The organism is Streptomyces sp. 11x1 (assembly GCF_032598905.1).
Classification (GTDB): Bacteria; Actinomycetota; Actinomycetes; order Streptomycetales; family Streptomycetaceae; genus Streptomyces.
Genome location: NZ_CP122458.1, coordinates 3,013,841 through 3,029,679, shown reverse-complemented (window position 1 = coordinate 3,029,679; position 15,839 = coordinate 3,013,841). Strand labels below are relative to the sequence as shown.

Below are 15,839 nucleotides of genomic sequence, written 5' to 3'. Positions count from 1 at the left end.
GGCAACGATTCCGCGTGATGTAAGTCCCAGATAAAACGGTCATAAAGAGCGAGCCCCGGCAAAAAGCGGGGGCATTGTGAGCGCAGCGGCACTGATCGACCGCGACGCGTGGTCGTACCACCCTATTTCTCTGTCGAAACGTTATGAACACCGGGGCCGACCGTGTCAAAGGACACAGCCGGCTCCGGTGTAACTACGACAACTGCCGTATGACGTTGTGGACTTGGGTCCTGTTTTGGGCCCAGTCGTGGCGCTTCGGCGCCTGTTCCCTAGCGCAGCCGCGCCATGAGCGCGTGCTCGACCAGGGTGATCAGGGCCGACTTGGCGTCCGAGCGGTGGCGGGCGTCCGTCGTGAGGATCGGGGTGTCGGGCCCGATCTGCAGAGCCTCACGCACCTCGTCGGGCGTGTACGGCTGGTGCCCGTCGAAGCCGTTGAGGGCGATGACGAAGGGCAGGCCGCTGTTCTCGAAGTAGTCGACGGCCGGGAAGCAGTCGGCGAGACGACGGGTGTCGACCAGCACCACGGCACCGATGGCGCCGCGGACCAGGTCGTCCCACATGAACCAGAAGCGGTCCTGCCCCGGCGTGCCGAAGAGGTACAGGATCAGGTCCTGGTCGAGGGTGATACGGCCGAAGTCCATGGCGACCGTGGTGGTCGTCTTGTCCCCGGTGTGGGTGAGGTCGTCGATGCCCGCGGACGCGGACGTCATCACGGCCTCGGTACGCAGCGGGTTGATCTCCGAGACGGCCCCTACGAACGTGGTCTTGCCCACGCCGAAACCGCCCGCCACCACGATCTTCGCGGAGGTGGTGGCCCGTCCCGCTTCAGAGCTTCCGAAGTCCACTGAGCACCCTTTCCAGCAGAGTCACGTCCGGAGCGCCACCGGCGTTCTCGTCGCCACCGGGCTGATGGATCGCGACGAGTCCGGCCTCGGCGAGGTCCGCGACCAGGATCCGTGCCACACCGAGCGGCATGGACAGCAGGGCCGACACCTCGGCCACCGACTTCACCTCGTGGCAGAGGTGGCAGATCCGCTGGTGCTCGGGGAGCAGCCCCATCAGGTGCGCGGGGTCTGCCGTCGTGCTGATCAGCGCCTCGAGGGCGAGCTGGTAACGCGGCCGCGTCCGGCCACCGGTCATGGCGTACGGCCGTACCAGCGGCTGGTCGCCCTCGTCTCCGTACGGCTCTGCGTACGGATCGTGAGGAGCGGTGGGCGGGGTCATTGATCCTCCGGGCGGGACAGCAAGTCGGTCAGTCGTGCCGTCTGACGGGGGCCGGTGGGGGGACTGTGTCGGCCGGACGGTGATGTGGTGAGTTCTGTGGATCCGCAGGCGTCAGTGGAGCAGACTGCCTTGGAGTTCGGCGCGCAGGTCGGGCGTGAGCACGGCGCCCGCGCGGTCGACGAGCAGCGCCATCTCGTAACCGACCAGGCCGATGTCGCACTCGGGGTGGGCGAGGACGGCCAGGGACGATCCGTCGGAGACGGACATGAGGAAGAGGAATCCGCGCTCCATCTCGACCACCGTCTGGGCCACGTCCCCGCCCTCGAAGATCCGGGAGGCCCCGGCCGTGAGCGAGGTGAGTCCCGAGGCGACGGCCGCGAGCTGATCGGCACGGTCGCGCGGAAAACCTTCCGACATCGCCAGAAGAAGACCGTCGGCGGACACGACGACGGTGTGGGACACCCCGGGGGTGTTGTCCACGAAGTTGGTGATCAACCAGTTGAGGTTCTGTGCCGCCTGGCTCATCTGGCTCAACTAACGCTCCTGCTGGTGAGTGGGGCTCGGGAAGCTGCCGGTCTGGCCGTTGCCGGCCTGTCGACCCTGCGCGATGCCCCGACGGAGATTGGTCAGCCGGCCGCGAACGTCGTCAGGCGAACGCGAGACCTGCGGACCGGTTTGGTGCTGTTGCTGCTGAGCCGTGCCCGGCACGAGGTTGGCGCGCGGGACCCGGCGCGGCAGGCCGGAGGTGGTGACCCCGCCCGCCGAGGGTTGACGGGCTCGTTCGGCCTGGCGGACCAGGTCGTCGTTGGGAGTGCTGCGCCAGTTGGAGGAGGCCGACGCGGCGGGAGCGGCAGGACGCTGGGGAGCGGTCGCAGGACGCTGGGGCGCCGGAGCGGTGTGCTGCTGAGGCGCGGAACCGTTGCCCTGCTGCTGATGACCGCCCTGGCTGTTCTGACCGTTCTGGCCGCCCTGACCGTGGAACCAGTTGGTCTCCAGCGTGTCGTACAGCGGTGTACGGCCGTCCATCGGGCCCGTCGCCGGGGGCAGTGCCTCCGGCTCCGGCGGGCGCGCGGGACGCTGCGGGGGCACCGGGGGACGCTGCGGCGGAACCGGCGGTCGGGGCGCGCCGTAGTTCTCGCCGTTGACCTGCGGCCGCTCGAACTGGCCGGTGTCCTGCGGGTTCTGCCGCCCCGGCGCACCGTACTGCCCGGTGCCCTGCGGGTTCTGCCGGCCCGGAACCGGGAACTGGCCCGTGCCGGAGCCATCGTAGCCCGGCGTGGCGAACTGGCCGGTGGAGGACGGGTCCTGCGGGGCGCCGCGGGACGGACCGTTGGGCGCCGGCGGAGCACCGGCCCCGCCGAACACGTCGGAGCGGACGTAGGAGCCGGTCCCGTTCTGCGGGGTGCCCGCACCGGGGCGTCGGCTGTCGAAGTCGCCCTGCGGCGCATGCGGGAAGTCGTTGGACGGGCCAGGACCCTGGTGGGGGTCGACGCGCGGCATCGGGGCGGTGACGTCCGGCTGCTCCTCGTGGCCGCGCGGGGCGTCCAGCGAGGCGCGCGGCACCTGCGGCTGCGCGTTCTCGTCGCTCCAGCTCGGCCGCGCCGGGGAGTTGCCACCGGGCAGCTCGGCGCGTGCGCCACCGCGGCCGGGCAGCTGCGGGCGACGCCTGCCGGAACGTTCCTTGCCCTGCTTGGGCGGCACGGCGCCGGGGCCGTTGTCGGCCCCGGCCGGCCGTCCCGCACCGGTGTCACCGGGCCCGGCCGGGCGCAGGCCCGCGCCGGTCGGGAAGCCGCTCTGGCGTCCGGAGTCGTCGAAGTTCTCGAAGCCGCCCGGACCACCGGTCCCGGCAGCCTGCAGTCCCTGCGGGGCACCCGGCGCCTGACCGCCGCCGAACCCACCGCCGCCGAACCCACCGGCACCGGCACCCGCCGGAGCCGGCCGGCCGGCCTGCGGGGGCGCCGGCGGACCACCCTGCGGCCCACGCGGGGCGCCGGGGTTGCCGAAGCCGCCAGGGCCACCGGGGTTGCCGGGCAGCGCGGCCCGCGGACCCTGGCCCGCGCCGACCTGCCCACGCTGCGGCGCTCCGCCCAGGAGGCCACCACCGGCGGAGGGGCCGCCGAGCGGCGGACCCGACTGGTTGCCCGCCTGGCGACGCGCGGCCGCGGCACCGGCCGCGGCCTGCGCGGCGGCGGGGCCACCGGTGGAGGGGGCACCCTGACCGGACTTGCCCGGGGTGGGCTTCTTGTTGCCCTGGGCCACGTCGACGGGAAGCATGACGAGCGCGGTCGTACCGCCAGAGTCGGACGGACGCAGCTGGATACGGATGCCGTGGCGCTGCGACAGCCGGCCGACCACGAACAGACCCATGCGGCGGGAGACCGAGACGTCCACGGTGGGCGGCGAGGCGAGCCGCTCGTTGATCGCCGCGAGGTCCTCGGGGGAGAGGCCGATACCGGTGTCGTGGATCTCGATCAGCACCCGGCCGTCGGGCAGGGCGTGACCGGTGACCTTGACCTTGGTCTGCGGCGAGGAGAAGGAGGTGGCGTTCTCCAGCAGCTCGGCGAGGAGGTGCACGAGGTCGTTGACCACGCGGCCGGCGACCTCGGTCGTCGGCACGGAGGCCAGTTCGATGCGCTCGTACTGCTCCACCTCGGACGCGGCGGCGCGGAGCACGTCGACCAGCGGGACCGGACGGGTCCAGCGGCGGCCGGGCTCCTCACCGGCGAGGACGAGGAGGTTCTCACCGTTACGGCGCATGCGGGTGGCGAGGTGGTCGAGCTTGAACAGGGAGGACAGCTGGTCCGGGTCGGCCTCGCGCGACTCCAGTTCGGAGATGAGCGACAGCTGACGCTGGATGAGGCCCTGGGAGCGGCGCGAGAGGTTGGTGAACATCGCGTTGACGTTGCCCCGCAGGAGGGCCTGCTCGGCGGCGAGGCGGACGGCCTCGCGGTGCACGTCGTCGAAGGCCGCGGCGACCTGGCCGATCTCGTCCCGGGAGTGCACACCGACCGACTCGACGGAGGTGTCGACGTCCTGCGGGTCCGACTCCGAGAGCTGCTTGACCAGCTCGGGCAGCCGGTCCTGGGCGACCTTGGTCGCGGTGTCCTGCAGCCGCCGCAGCGAGCGGATCATGGACCGGGCCACGACGAAGGCGCCGACCAGGGAGACACCGAGCACGAGCAGGATGAGCGCACCGGAGATGATCGCCTCTTGCTCGGCGTCGGCGCGCAGGTTGCGAGCGGTCTGTTCCATCTGCTCGAGGAGCGAGCCCTCGATCTTCTTCATCTGCTCGATCTTGGCCGACGAGTCGTCGGTCCAGTCCCGGTACGAGCGGTTGTCCTGGCCGCCCAGACCGCCGGCGCTGGCGAGCACCCGGTCTGCGTAGAGGTCGGCGGCCTCGATGGTGGGGCTCGCGTCGTCGATCGGCTTGGTCAGCTCCTCGGCACCGGATCCGTAGATGTCGGAGAAGGTGCTGCGGTCCGACTCCTCGTTCGACAGCGCCGAGTTCGCGTAGAGCCGGTCGTTCTCGGAGAGCTTGCCGGCCTTGTCGTCGGTGGCGGGGAGCGCCGCCGCGATGACCGCGCGCTGGATGGAGGCGTACTCCTTCGCGGAGGAGAAGGCCGCCAGGGCACGGGTCCGCTTGATCATGTCCGGGTTGCTGGTGGCCTCGGCCATGTCCGTGGACAGGTCCAGCAGCTGGGAGATCAGTCGGTGGTAGGCCTCGACCGTCTGCGTGGAGTTCTTGGGGTCCACGTAGGCGTTCTTGCGGATGGTGCTGAGGTTGTAGAGCTCGCGCACCACCCGGACGAGGCTGTCGCGGACGCCGGGCATCTTCGCGGTGGTGCTCGCGGCATCGGCGGCCTGGGTCGCGTCGGTGAACTGGATGCGGGCCTGGTCCGTCTTCTCGCGGGTGCCCTTGACGGTGAAGTCGGTGGCGTCCAGACCGTGCGCGAGGGGACCGGCCGACAGGTCGCGCTCCTGCTGGAGCGCGGCGGCGAGTTCGGTCGCCTGCTTGGTCATGTCGGTCAGCAGCCGCATGTTGTCGAGCTGCTGGATGTCGTCCACGTTGTCGCCGATGCGCAGGGCACCGAGCGAGGTCGCCGCCACCACGGGGAGCGCGAGCAGCGACACGAGACGGGTCGAGATGCGCCAGTTGCGCAGGGCTATTCGGGAGCCGTTGCCGACTCCGGTCTTGGTGCCGCCCTTGGGCTTCCCGGGCGGCACGGGAGCAACTGACGAGCCGGGGCGCCCGGAGCGCTCCCCGCCGTCGCCGATCTCCGCCGGACCCGGGTTCTGGGCGTGCTGGGGGGAGGAACCGTTGCCGGTTCCGTTGTGTGGCTCCGGCTCCGCCGAAGCGCTGCCATCCCTCTTGAAACGTCCCTGCACTAGCGTCGCAACCTCTGGACCAGGCGCCCCACCGCGTGAACGGCGGGACGGTGTCGGCGTCTTCGGGGGCGCCCTGAATACGTCCCCAATTGGTGGTCGTGAGTGACCGGCGCTGGCTCCCCCTTCCACCGCCACCAGGCGCTGTTCTTGCGCCTCTGCGCGCCGGCACGATCCGGCGGCGGTCCGTGGAATTCCAGCACAGTGCCGGATCTCCAACAAGGCCAATGGGTAACGGTCTGTTCACTGTGACAGACTGTGAGGGCTACGTCACCAGGCGTGGAAGGTGTTTCCGTTCATTACGGACATACCCGTGCGATCCAGGGGTATGAGTGGGGTGTCCCAGTCGCCATGATCAGGAGCGGAATGCGTGCTTCAGGTCGCTTATGTCCGTTTCGAGGGGGCGAGTTGATGGCCGGGATTGCCCGTTTTACCCATGACTGAGTGAGCAAACTCACACGCCGATCATGCCTTCTTCACGACTTGACCCGGGAATCGGATGTTTAGCCTGACGCTTTACAGGGATGGCGAATCCGACAACCCGCGCTTGTGGGACGGCCCTTCCGGCCCGCCCGGCGCCCGTACACGACGAGGTCCAGGACAACAGTGAAGACGACGACGATGTTCCGCACGATAGCCAACCCCCGGCGCACGACCCTGGCCCATCTCGAAGACGCCGAGGACCTGCGTACGCCGGAGCAGGAGCACTCCGTCGACCTCCCCTCCGTGACCGCCAACCCCCGCCGGACGGTCCTGATGACCATCCCGGTCCTGGCAGCGGAGTAGTTGCAGGCTCAAGTACGCGCGGAATCCGCCGATCACTCAAGTCGGTTCCGGTGAAGAATCGGCGGATTCCTGTGAGGGCTCCGCGGAAGGGCGCCCGGCACGTGCCGGGCGCCCTTCCGCGCGACTGCCGGGTCAATACGCGAGGCGGCCACCTCGCCCCGCGTTAGCCTGGACCGTCAGACTCCAGCCAGCTCAGTTAAGGGGCGCAAGCATCCCGTGCGCATCGCCAGGTTCTCCATCGACGGGAACGTAGCCTTCGGCGCGGTCGAGGGCGACAAGCCGGACGAGCTCGTCCTCGACATCATCAAGGGCATCCCGTTCGCGGACTTCGAGCTCTCCGGGACGAAGGTCCCGGTCAACAAGGTCAGGCTGCTGCCGCCGGTGCTCCCCAACAAGGTCGTGGCCTTCGGCCGCAACTACGCCGAACACGCCCGCGAGCTGGGCAACGAGGTCCCTGACGCCCCGTTCGCCTTCTTCAAGCCCGCCACCTCGGTGATCGGCCCCGGCGACGAGATCCAGTACCCCTCCTTCTCCGAAGACCTCCACCACGAGGCCGAGCTCGCCGTGGTCATCGGCCGGATGTGCCGCGAGGTCCCGCGCGAACGCGTCAAGGACGTGATCTTCGGCTACACCTGCGCCAACGACATCACCGCCCGGGACGTCCAGAAGCGCGAGAAGCAGTGGGCCCGGGCCAAGGGCTTCGACACCTCCTGCCCGCTGGGCCCCTGGGTGGAGACCGACCTCGACCCGAGCGACCTGACCATCCAGCTCACCGTCAACGGCGGGCAGCGCCAGCTCGGCCGGACGAGCGAGATGATCAACTCCATCGAGGACCTGATCGTCAACATCACCGAGGCCATGACGCTGCTCCCCGGCGACGTGATCCTCACGGGCACCCCGGCAGGGGTCGGCCCCCTCAACGTCGGCGACGAGGTCGCCGTCACCATCGAAGGCATCGGCACTCTCACCAACAAGGTGATCAAGCGTGGCTAACGGCTCCGTCCGCGTACGTTTCTGTCCGTCCCCGACCGGCAACCCCCATGTGGGCCTGGTCCGCACGGCCCTGTTCAACTGGGCGTTCGCCCGCCACACCGGCGGCACGTTCGTCTTCCGCATCGAGGACACCGACGCGGCCCGCGACTCCGAGGAGTCCTACGAGCAGCTCCTGGACTCCCTGCGCTGGCTGGGCTTCACCTGGGACGAGGGGCCCGAGATCGGCGGCCCGCACGCGCCGTACCGCCAGTCGCAGCGCATGGAGACGTACCGGGAGGTGGCCGAGAAGCTCAAGGACGCCGGCCACGCCTACTACTGCTACTGCACCGCCTCCGAGCTGGAGGAGCGCCGCGACGCCGCACGCGCCGCCGGGAAGCCCTCCGGCTACGACGGCAAGTGCCGCGAGGTCACCCCGGAGCAGAAGGCCCAGTACGAGGCCGAGGGCCGTGAGCCGATCGTCCGCTTCCGGATGCCCGACGAGACGATCACCTTCACCGACCTGGTCCGCGGCGAGCTGACCTTCACCCCGGAGAACGTGCCGGACTACGGCATCGTCCGCGCCAACGGGGCCCCGCTCTACACGCTGGTCAACCCGGTCGACGACGCCCTGATGGAGATCACCCACGTCCTGCGCGGCGAGGACCTGCTCTCCTCCACCCCCCGCCAGATCGCCCTCTACAAGGCGCTGATCGAGCTGGGCATCGCCAAGGAGGTCCCCTCCTTCGGCCACCTGCCGTACGTGATGGGTGAGGGCAACAAGAAGCTGTCGAAGCGCGACCCGCAGTCCTCGCTCAACCTCTACCGCGAGCGCGGCTTCCTCCCCGAGGGCCTGCTCAACTACCTCTCCCTGCTCGGCTGGTCGCTCTCCGCCGACCAGGACATCTTCACGATCGAGGAGATGGTCGCCGCCTTCGACATCGCCGACGTGAACCCCAACCCGGCCCGCTTCGACCTGAAGAAGGCCGAGGCGATCAACGCCGACCACATCCGTCTGCTGGATGTGAAGGAGTTCACCGAGCGCTGCGCCCCCTGGCTGAAGGCCCCCTTCGCCCCCTGGGCGCCGGAGGACTTCGACGAGGCCAAGTGGGAGGCGATCGCCCCCCACGCCCAGACCCGCCTCAAGGTCCTCTCGGAGATCACGGAGAACGTTGATTTCCTGTTCCTGCCGGAGCCGGCCGAGGACGAGGCCAGCTGGACCAAGGCCATGAAGGAGGGCTCCGACGCCCTGCTCCGCACGGCCCGCGAGAAGCTGGAGTCCGCCGACTGGACCTCGGCCGAGTCACTGAAGGAGGCCGTCCTGGCCGCCGGCGAGGCGCACGGCCTCAAGCTCGGCAAGGCCCAGGCCCCCGTCCGCGTCGCCGTCACCGGCCGCACGGTCGGCCTCCCTCTGTTCGAGTCCCTGGAGATCCTGGGCAAGGAGAAGACGCTGGCGAGGATCGACGCGGCGCTGGCCAGGCTGGCCGCGTGACGCGCGCCCGCGGCGCTCTTGTGTGACGAACGGCGCAGGTGAGGGGCGGCACTCGGAGGACCGGGTGCCGCCCTTCGTCGTCCCGTCTCCCGTCCTCCGGACAGGACGGCCGCCCTGCGGCTACCGTCGGATCATGGACATCAAGGCGGTGCTCTGGGACGTCGACGACACCCTCTTCGACTACACGGCGGCCGACCAGGCCGGAATGCGGGACCATCTCACCGCCGAGGGCCTGCTGCCCGGGCACGAGTCGGTCGAGGAGGCCCTGACCCGCTGGCGCGACCTCACCAGCCTGCACTGGCGGCGGTACGCGGCGGGCGAGGGCGACTGGGAGTCCACCCGCCGCGACCGGGTGCGCGATTTCCAGGGCCGGCCCCTGACCGACGCGGAGGCCGACGCCTGGTTCGAGCGCTACGTCGCGCACTACGAGCGGGCCTGGTCGCTCTTCCCGGACGTCCTGCCCGTGCTCGACGCCCTCGCCGCCAGCCACCGGCACGCGGTCCTCTCCAACTCCAGCCTCCCCGTCCAGGAACGCAAGCTGCGCACCCTCGGGGTGTGGGACCGCTTCGAGACGGTGCTGTGCGCCGAACAACTGGGTGTCCACAAGCCGGCCGCCGAGGCCTTCCACGTCGCCTGCGAGGCCATGGAACTGCCTCCGCACGAGGTCGCGTACGTCGGCGACCACCCGGAGATCGACGGCCGGGGCGCCGCCGACGCCGGTCTGCTGTCCGTCTGGATCGACCGCGGCGGTCTCTACGCGACCGTCGACCCGCCCCTCGGGCCGCACCGGATCGCCACCCTCGCCGAACTCCCCGCGATCCTCGGCTCGGATACCCGTTTTGGAGCGCCGTCCACCTTCGGGTAATGTTCTTTCTGCGCCGCCGGAGAGCGGGCCGAAAGGCCGGAACCGACGGAGCGAACTAGAACAAGATCCCCTCAGGGGCTTGCGTTCCAGTGGCCTATGGTGTAATTGGCAGCACGACTGATTCTGGTTCAGTTAGTCTTGGTTCGAGTCCAGGTAGGCCAGCTCGCAGAGCTCATCTGCAGGCGGAGATCAACTCCGCGAAGCCCCCGTTGTGTAGCGGCCTAGCACGCTGCCCTCTCAAGGCAGTAGCGCCGGTTCGAATCCGGTCGGGGGTACAGATCCTTCCCGCGGGGAGAGTTCGGGTCGCACCCGCTCACCTCGATGCAGGATCGCTAGGGCCCCCGTTGTGTAGCGGCCTAGCACGCCGCCCTCTCAAGGCGGTAGCGCCGGTTCGAATCCGGTCGGGGGTACTGACTGGTCTAAACCATATTGGTCTATGGTGTAATTGGCAGCACGACTGATTCTGGTTCAGTTAGTCTTGGTTCGAGTCCAGGTAGACCAGCTCGGACCTGCGGCGGTGCAGTACTCAACGCTTGCAGGATCCATGCCCCCGTTGTGTAGCGGCCTAGCACGCCGCCCTCTCAAGGCGGTAGCGCCGGTTCGAATCCGGTCGGGGGTACGTTTCAGGAAGGCCCTCCACTTCGGTGGAGGGCCTTCTTCGTGCGTCAACTCGCCGTACGGGGAAAGGAGTTCGACGTCGACGGCCCAGAGGTCGCGCGTACGAGAAGAGGCCTGCCGCGGCGTTGAGGCAGGCCTTCTTCGTGGTCGGTCGGGAGCTTCGAGGGATCAGCCTGTGCGGCGCAGGGCCTCCGAGAGGCGACCCGCGGCGTCGATCACCGCCTGGGCGTGCATACGGCCGGGATGGCGGGTGAGGCGCTCGATGGGACCGGAGACGGAGACCGCGGCGACCACACGGTTCGACGGCCCGCGCACGGGGGCGGAGACCGAGGCCACGCCCGGCTCGCGCTCGCCGATGGACTGGGCCCAGCCCCGGCGCCGTACGCCCGAGAGGGCGGTGGCGGTGAAGCGGGCGCCCTGGAGGCCGCGGTGCAGGCGCTCGGGCTCCTCCCAGGCCATCAGGATCTGCGCCGAGGAGCCGGCCTTCATCGTCAGGGTCGAACCGACCGGGACCGTGTCTCGCAGGCCGGACAGGCGCTCCGCCGCGGCGACGCAGATGCGCATGTCGCCCTGGCGGCGGTAGAGCTGCGCGCTCTCGCCCGTCACGTCCCGTAGATGGGTGAGCACCGGGCCCGCTGTCGCGAGGAGGCGGTCCTCGCCGGCGGCCGCGGCCAGCTCGGCCAGCCTGGGGCCGAGGATGAAACGGCCCTGCATGTCGCGTGCCACCATGCGGTGGTGTTCCAGAGCCACGGCCAGGCGGTGGGCCGTGGGTCGTGCGAGTCCGGTGGCGCCGACCAGACCCGCGAGGGTGGCCGGACCGGACTCCAGGGCGCTCAGGACCAGGGCCGCCTTGTCCAGAACGCCGACGCCGCTACTGTTGTCCATGCAACGATACTTGCGTCTCACTCTGTGAAACGCAAGTTCAATTTCGCGTGGACCTTGCCACTCTGGAAGCAGAACAACAACGGCTCGCGGACCGACGAGCCCGGCGGCCGGCGCGCGCCACGAGGGGATACGCGCGCTCGCCACCTCCGATATCTCTAGTTGGGCCGGCGCGCAGGCGCGTCGGCCGGAGGGAAAGCGATGGGTAGGACACTCGCGGAGAAGGTCTGGGACGACCATGTCGTCCGGCGCGCCGAGGGCGAGCCCGACCTCCTCTTCATCGACTTGCACCTGCTGCACGAGGTGACCAGCCCCCAGGCCTTCGACGGTCTCCGCAAGAGCGGGCGGAAGGTTCGCCGGCTCGACCTGACCATCGCGACCGAGGACCACAACACTCCCACCCTCGACATCGACAAGCCCATCGCGGACCCGGTCTCCCGTGTCCAGCTGGAGACGCTGCGCGCGAACGCCGCCGAGTTCGGTGTGCGTCTGCACCCGCTGGGCGACGTCGAGCAGGGCGTCGTGCACGTCGTCGGCCCGCAGCTGGGTCTGACCCAGCCCGGTATGACGGTCGTCTGCGGCGACTCCCACACCTCGACGCACGGCGCCTTCGGCGGTCTGGCGTTCGGTATCGGCACCTCCCAGGTGGAGCATGTGCTGGCCACGCAGACGCTGCCGCTGGTCCGCCCCAAGACCATGGCGATCACGGTCGAGGGTGAGCTGGCCGAGGGCGTCACCGCCAAGGACCTGATCCTGGCGATCATCGCCAAGATCGGTACGGGCGGCGGCCAGGGCTATGTCCTGGAGTACCGGGGCCCCGCCATCGAGAAGCTCTCGATGGAGGCCCGCATGACCATCTGCAACATGTCGATCGAGGCCGGTGCCCGTGCGGGCATGATCGCTCCCGACCAGACGACCTTCGACTACCTCAAGGGCCGTCCGCACGCCCCCGAGGGCGAGGACTGGGACGCGGCCGTCGCGTACTGGAAGACGCTGAAGACGGACGAGGACGCCGAGTTCGACGCCGAGGTGATCATCGACGGCGCCTCCCTGTCGCCGTTCGTCACCTGGGGCACCAACCCCGGCCAGGGCGCGCCGCTTTCGGCGTCCGTCCCCGACCCGGCTTCGTACGAGGACGCTTCGGAGCGCCTCGCCGCCGAAAAGGCCCTGGAGTACATGGGGTTGGAGGCCGGCCAGCCGCTGCGCTCCATCAAGGTGGACACCGTCTTCGTAGGTTCGTGCACCAACGGCCGCATCGAGGACCTGCGCGCCGCCGCCGAGCTGGTCAAGGGCCGCAAAGTCGCCGACGGCGTACGGATGCTGGTCGTCCCCGGCTCCGCGCGGGTCGGTCTGCAGGCCGTCTCCGAGGGCCTGGACGTGGTCTTCAAGGAGGCCGGCGCCGAGTGGCGGCACGCGGGCTGCTCGATGTGCCTGGGCATGAACCCCGACCAGCTGGCCCCCGGTGAGCGCTCCGCGTCCACCTCCAACCGCAACTTCGAGGGCAGGCAGGGCAAGGGCGGCCGTACCCACCTGGTCTCGCCGCAGGTCGCCGCCGCGACCGCCGTCCTGGGGCACCTGGCGTCCCCCGCGGACCTGACCGACGTCGACACCCCCGCGCCCGCTGGAGTCTGAACAGCCATGGAAGCATTCACCACGCACACCGGCCGGGCCGTCCCGCTGCGCCGCAGCAACGTCGACACCGACCAGATCATCCCCGCCCACTGGCTCAAGAAGGTGACCAGGGACGGCTTCGAGGACGGGCTGTTCGAGGCCTGGCGCAAGGACGAGACGTTCATCCTCAACCAGCCCGAGCGACGCGGCGCCACCGTCCTGGTCGCCGGCCCCGACTTCGGCACCGGCTCCTCCCGTGAGCACGCGGTGTGGGCGCTGCAGAACTACGGCTTCAAGGCCGTCATCTCCTCCCGCTTCGCCGACATCTTCCGCGGCAACTCGCTCAAGAACGGCCTGCTCACGGTCGTCCTGGAGCAGAAGATCGTGGACGCGCTGCAGCAGCTCACGGAGAACGACCCCGAGGCTGAGATCACCGTCGATCTCGAGGCCCGCGAGGTGCGCGCCGAGGGCATCACCGCCTCCTTCGAGCTGGACGAGAACTCCCGCTGGCGGCTGCTGAACGGGCTCGACGACATCTCCATCACCCTCCAGAACGAGGCCGACATCGCCGCGTACGAGGCCAAGCGCCCCTCCTACAAGCCGAGGACGCTGAAGGTCTGATCCACAGCGCGGACCCATCCCTCGGGCGGGCCGCGCAAGGCGGATTCCAGCCACCGCGACACCCTCAGGTACCCCCAATCGGGCACGGTTGGGGGTACCTGCATGTCCGGGTCCGGGCACCTTCGAAGTCATCTGCAGAAAGGTTTCAACTCCCCTAGTTACAAAGGTGATTGCCGGGGTACGCGCATCATGGTGAGGCATCTGCCCGGGGTGCTCCGGGGGCCCCGGGGAGACGGCAGTTGCCCCCTGCGCAGGCGACAACTCGCCCCAGATGGCACAATCTGTGCATGGAACACGACGGCCAACTCGAGCTCTATGCGGCGGTCGCGAGCCAACTCAAGGAAGCGCACGCAAGGGTGCGCGCACTGCAAGTCCCGGAGGGCGTACGCATGGCGCTGACCCGGAAGCTGCTGGTCATTACGGCCGTGGCCAAGCACGATCTCGCCGACGCGGCAAGGCGTCTGGAGAGCTTCACGACGGACCTCGACGCTGGGCGAATGCCCGCGGAGGAACGCTGAAGGAACTCCATGACCGTCCGAGTTCGTTGCGGCACAAGGGTGATAAGCCCGTTTCGTGTTTGATTTGCGGTATATATCTGCCTAACGTGCGAAAAAGCTTGAACACTATCGTTCGGGCGATGTCTCCGAAGGGGAAGACGTGAACAAGGCGCAGCTCGTAGAAGCGATTGCGGACAAGGTCGGCGGGCGTCAGCAGGCCGCCGACGCGGTCGACGCCGTTCTGGACGCCATCGTCCGCGCGGTCGTCGGCGGGGACCGGGTGTCGGTCACCGGCTTCGGTTCGTTCGAGAAGGTCGACCGGCCTGCCCGTTACGCCCGCAACCCGCAGACGGGTGAGCGGGTTCGGGTCAAGAAGACCTCCGTGCCGCGTTTCCGCGCGGGTCAGGGCTTCAAGGACCTGGTGAGCGGGTCGAAGAAGCTTCCCCGTGGTGGCGAGGTCGCGGTCAAGAAGGCGCCCAAGGGCAGCCTGAGCGGTGGGGCTTCGGCGACGGTCAAGAAGGCGGCGGCGAAGAAGACCACCGCCAAGAAGACCACCGCCCGCAAGACCACGGCCGCCGCCAAGAAGACGACGGCCGCCGCGAAGAAGACCACGGCGAAGAAGGCAACCGCCAAGAAGGCCACCACGAAGACGGCGGCGGCGAAGAAGACGACCGCCAAGACGACGGCGGCGGCGGCGAAGAAGACCGCGGCGAAGAAGGCCCCGGCCAAGAAGGCCACCGCGAAGAAGGCGCCGGCCAAGAAGTCGACGGCTCGCAAGACGACCGCGAAGAAGACGGCCGCGCGTCAGGCCTAGGGCGCCGGGTACTCACACACACGCGCCGGGCCGGGTTCCTGAATGGGGAGCCCGGCCCGCGGCGTGTTCTGGGGCAGAGCAGGGAGGAAGGGCAGAGGCGCCTGTTCGCCGTGGGGGACTTGTTCGCGGGCGGGTGCGGCTGGTGTGGTTGCTAGCGCAGTTCCCCGCGCCCTTTGGGGCGCGGCTTGGTGCGAGTCTGTTCAGAAGGTCTGCAAGGTGATCAAGGTGATGCGCAGGCTCTCCGCCTCGCCCTCCGTCTCGATCCTGACGCGCTGGCCCGGGCGCAGCAGGCGCAGGGCGCCCGCGTCGAAGGCCGGGGTGTCGAAGGGGAGCGGGGTGCCGTCGTCGAGAAGGACCTGGCCGCTGCGGGTGGCGGGGTCGTAGGTGTACGCGGTGGCCTGCATGGCCGCAGCCTACTGGCCGGGGATCAGCAGGCGCGCGGCCGCCGCGGCCGTACGGGGGCCCACGCCGAGGCCGAGGGCGGCGCGCAGGTCGTCCCCGGTGTCGACGTCCTGGCGTACGGAGTCGACGTCGGCGAGAGCGAGTTCCACGGCACCGGAGCGGCGGTGGCGTCGACGGGAGTCGGGGCCGAAGGCGGGGGAGAGGTCATGGCCGGGGGTCGCGGCGAGCAGGGTCGTACCGGTGCCCGCGGCATCGGGGAGAAAAGCGCGGGGGAATTCGGCGGCCGCGTTCAGTACGCGGGTCAATTCCCCGGAGCGCAGAGCGGGCAGATCCGCGTTCAGCGCCACCACAGGGCTTTGCGGGCGTACACCGCGCACGACGGCCGCCGCGTGCCGCAGAGCGGCGTTCAGGCCGTCCCCGGAGCCCTCGTGCGGATCCTCGGGGACGGTGCGGGCGCCCAGGGCCGCCAGCTCGCGCGCGGCCAGCGGGTCGTCCGTGACCACCACCACACTCCGGACCGCCGCGGCGGCCAGGGCCGCTGCCACCGTGTCCTGCGCGAAGGCGAGGGCCAGACCGGGGCGCACCCCGTCGTCGGCGGTGTCCGAGAGCCTGCTCTTGGCCCGCGCCAGGGGCTTCAGGGGTACGACCAGGGTCCACTGCACGGGCGTTCCGTCC

15 protein-coding genes and 5 tRNA genes are annotated in these 15,839 nt (G+C 69.7%); 13 read left to right on the top strand and 7 right to left on the bottom strand.

Features of this window, described 5'->3' with window-relative positions:
• Window positions 1–269 precede the first annotated feature (269 nt).
• The 4 genes from P8T65_RS13150 to P8T65_RS13135 form a co-directional block, all read right to left on the bottom strand.
• Window positions 270–845: an ATP/GTP-binding protein gene (locus tag P8T65_RS13150; RefSeq protein ID WP_230220685.1), complete on the bottom strand. Its 576-nt coding sequence runs from the start codon at window positions 843–845 to the stop codon at window positions 270–272.
• Window positions 826–1,224 carry a DUF742 domain-containing protein gene (locus P8T65_RS13145; RefSeq protein ID WP_009314205.1) on the bottom strand — a complete coding sequence of 133 codons (399 nt, stop codon included), beginning with the start codon at window positions 1,222–1,224 and terminating at the stop codon, window positions 826–828. The genes P8T65_RS13150 and P8T65_RS13145 overlap by 20 nt, the downstream gene beginning before the upstream one ends.
• Before the next feature lie 111 nt (window positions 1,225–1,335).
• Entirely contained in the window at window positions 1,336–1,749 is a 414-nt protein-coding gene (locus P8T65_RS13140; RefSeq protein ID WP_005479910.1) for a roadblock/LC7 domain-containing protein, read from the bottom strand.
• 9 nt (window positions 1,750–1,758) lie between these two features.
• Complete coding sequence (locus P8T65_RS13135; protein ID WP_316725612.1) at window positions 1,759–5,610, bottom strand: nitrate- and nitrite sensing domain-containing protein; 3,852 nt, start codon at window positions 5,608–5,610, stop codon at window positions 1,759–1,761.
• Window positions 5,611–6,213: 603 nt separating this feature from the next.
• Here P8T65_RS13135 and P8T65_RS13130 point away from each other — a divergent pair.
• The 9 genes from P8T65_RS13130 (at window position 6,214) to P8T65_RS13090 (ending at window position 10,338) form a co-directional block, all read left to right on the top strand.
• Window positions 6,214–6,393 carry a hypothetical protein gene (locus P8T65_RS13130; protein ID WP_316725611.1) on the top strand — a complete coding sequence of 60 codons (180 nt, stop codon included), beginning with the start codon at window positions 6,214–6,216 and terminating at the stop codon, window positions 6,391–6,393.
• 216 nt (window positions 6,394–6,609) lie between these two features.
• Window positions 6,610–7,386 (top strand): fumarylacetoacetate hydrolase family protein, encoded by a 777-nt coding sequence (locus P8T65_RS13125; protein WP_215449166.1) that lies wholly within the window; start codon window positions 6,610–6,612, stop codon window positions 7,384–7,386.
• Window positions 7,379–8,854 (top strand): glutamate--tRNA ligase, encoded by a 1,476-nt coding sequence (gltX, locus tag P8T65_RS13120; RefSeq protein ID WP_215449167.1) that lies wholly within the window; start codon window positions 7,379–7,381, stop codon window positions 8,852–8,854. Before P8T65_RS13125 ends, gltX begins: the two co-directional genes overlap by 8 nt.
• 133 nt (window positions 8,855–8,987) lie before the next feature.
• Window positions 8,988–9,719 (top strand): HAD family hydrolase, encoded by a 732-nt coding sequence (locus P8T65_RS13115; RefSeq protein WP_316725610.1) that lies wholly within the window; start codon window positions 8,988–8,990, stop codon window positions 9,717–9,719.
• A 90-nt stretch (window positions 9,720–9,809) separates the two neighbouring features.
• Window positions 9,810–9,881, top strand: a tRNA-Gln gene (locus tag P8T65_RS13110).
• A gap of 40 nt (window positions 9,882–9,921) precedes the next feature.
• Window positions 9,922–9,994: transfer RNA gene (locus tag P8T65_RS13105), tRNA-Glu, on the top strand.
• A 62-nt stretch (window positions 9,995–10,056) separates the two neighbouring features.
• Window positions 10,057–10,129: transfer RNA gene (locus tag P8T65_RS13100), tRNA-Glu, on the top strand.
• A gap of 20 nt (window positions 10,130–10,149) precedes the next feature.
• Window positions 10,150–10,221, top strand: a tRNA-Gln gene (locus P8T65_RS13095).
• Between the two features lie 44 nt (window positions 10,222–10,265).
• A tRNA-Glu gene (locus P8T65_RS13090) sits at window positions 10,266–10,338 on the top strand.
• Window positions 10,339–10,505: 167 nt separating this feature from the next.
• Here P8T65_RS13090 and ndgR read toward each other — a convergent pair.
• Window positions 10,506–11,222, bottom strand: coding sequence for an IclR family transcriptional regulator NdgR (gene ndgR, locus P8T65_RS13085; protein ID WP_020270051.1), 717 nt, complete (start codon window positions 11,220–11,222; stop codon window positions 10,506–10,508).
• A 198-nt stretch (window positions 11,223–11,420) separates the two neighbouring features.
• Here ndgR and leuC point away from each other — a divergent pair, with 198 nt between their 5' ends.
• The 4 genes from leuC to P8T65_RS13065 all read left to right on the top strand — a co-directional run bounded on the left by leuC (window position 11,421) and on the right by P8T65_RS13065 (window position 14,762).
• Window positions 11,421–12,851: a 3-isopropylmalate dehydratase large subunit gene (gene leuC / locus P8T65_RS13080; RefSeq protein ID WP_217179710.1), complete on the top strand. Its 1,431-nt coding sequence runs from the start codon at window positions 11,421–11,423 to the stop codon at window positions 12,849–12,851.
• Window positions 12,852–12,857: 6 nt separating this feature from the next.
• Window positions 12,858–13,451 carry a 3-isopropylmalate dehydratase small subunit gene (gene leuD / locus P8T65_RS13075; protein WP_184899779.1) on the top strand — a complete coding sequence of 198 codons (594 nt, stop codon included), beginning with the start codon at window positions 12,858–12,860 and terminating at the stop codon, window positions 13,449–13,451.
• Window positions 13,452–13,738: 287 nt separating this feature from the next.
• Window positions 13,739–13,969, top strand: coding sequence for a hypothetical protein (locus P8T65_RS13070; RefSeq protein WP_184899781.1), 231 nt, complete (start codon window positions 13,739–13,741; stop codon window positions 13,967–13,969).
• A 139-nt stretch (window positions 13,970–14,108) separates the two neighbouring features.
• Entirely contained in the window at window positions 14,109–14,762 is a 654-nt protein-coding gene (locus tag P8T65_RS13065) for an HU family DNA-binding protein (protein WP_316725606.1), read from the top strand.
• 200 nt (window positions 14,763–14,962) lie between these two features.
• On the opposite strand, the gene P8T65_RS13060 is transcribed toward P8T65_RS13065, so the two are convergent.
• Window positions 14,963–15,166 carry a hypothetical protein gene (locus tag P8T65_RS13060; RefSeq protein ID WP_184899785.1) on the bottom strand — a complete coding sequence of 68 codons (204 nt, stop codon included), beginning with the start codon at window positions 15,164–15,166 and terminating at the stop codon, window positions 14,963–14,965.
• A 9-nt stretch (window positions 15,167–15,175) separates the two neighbouring features.
• Window positions 15,176–15,826: a 2-phospho-L-lactate guanylyltransferase gene (gene cofC / locus P8T65_RS13055; protein WP_316725604.1), complete on the bottom strand. Its 651-nt coding sequence runs from the start codon at window positions 15,824–15,826 to the stop codon at window positions 15,176–15,178.
• Window positions 15,827–15,839 lie beyond the last annotated feature (13 nt).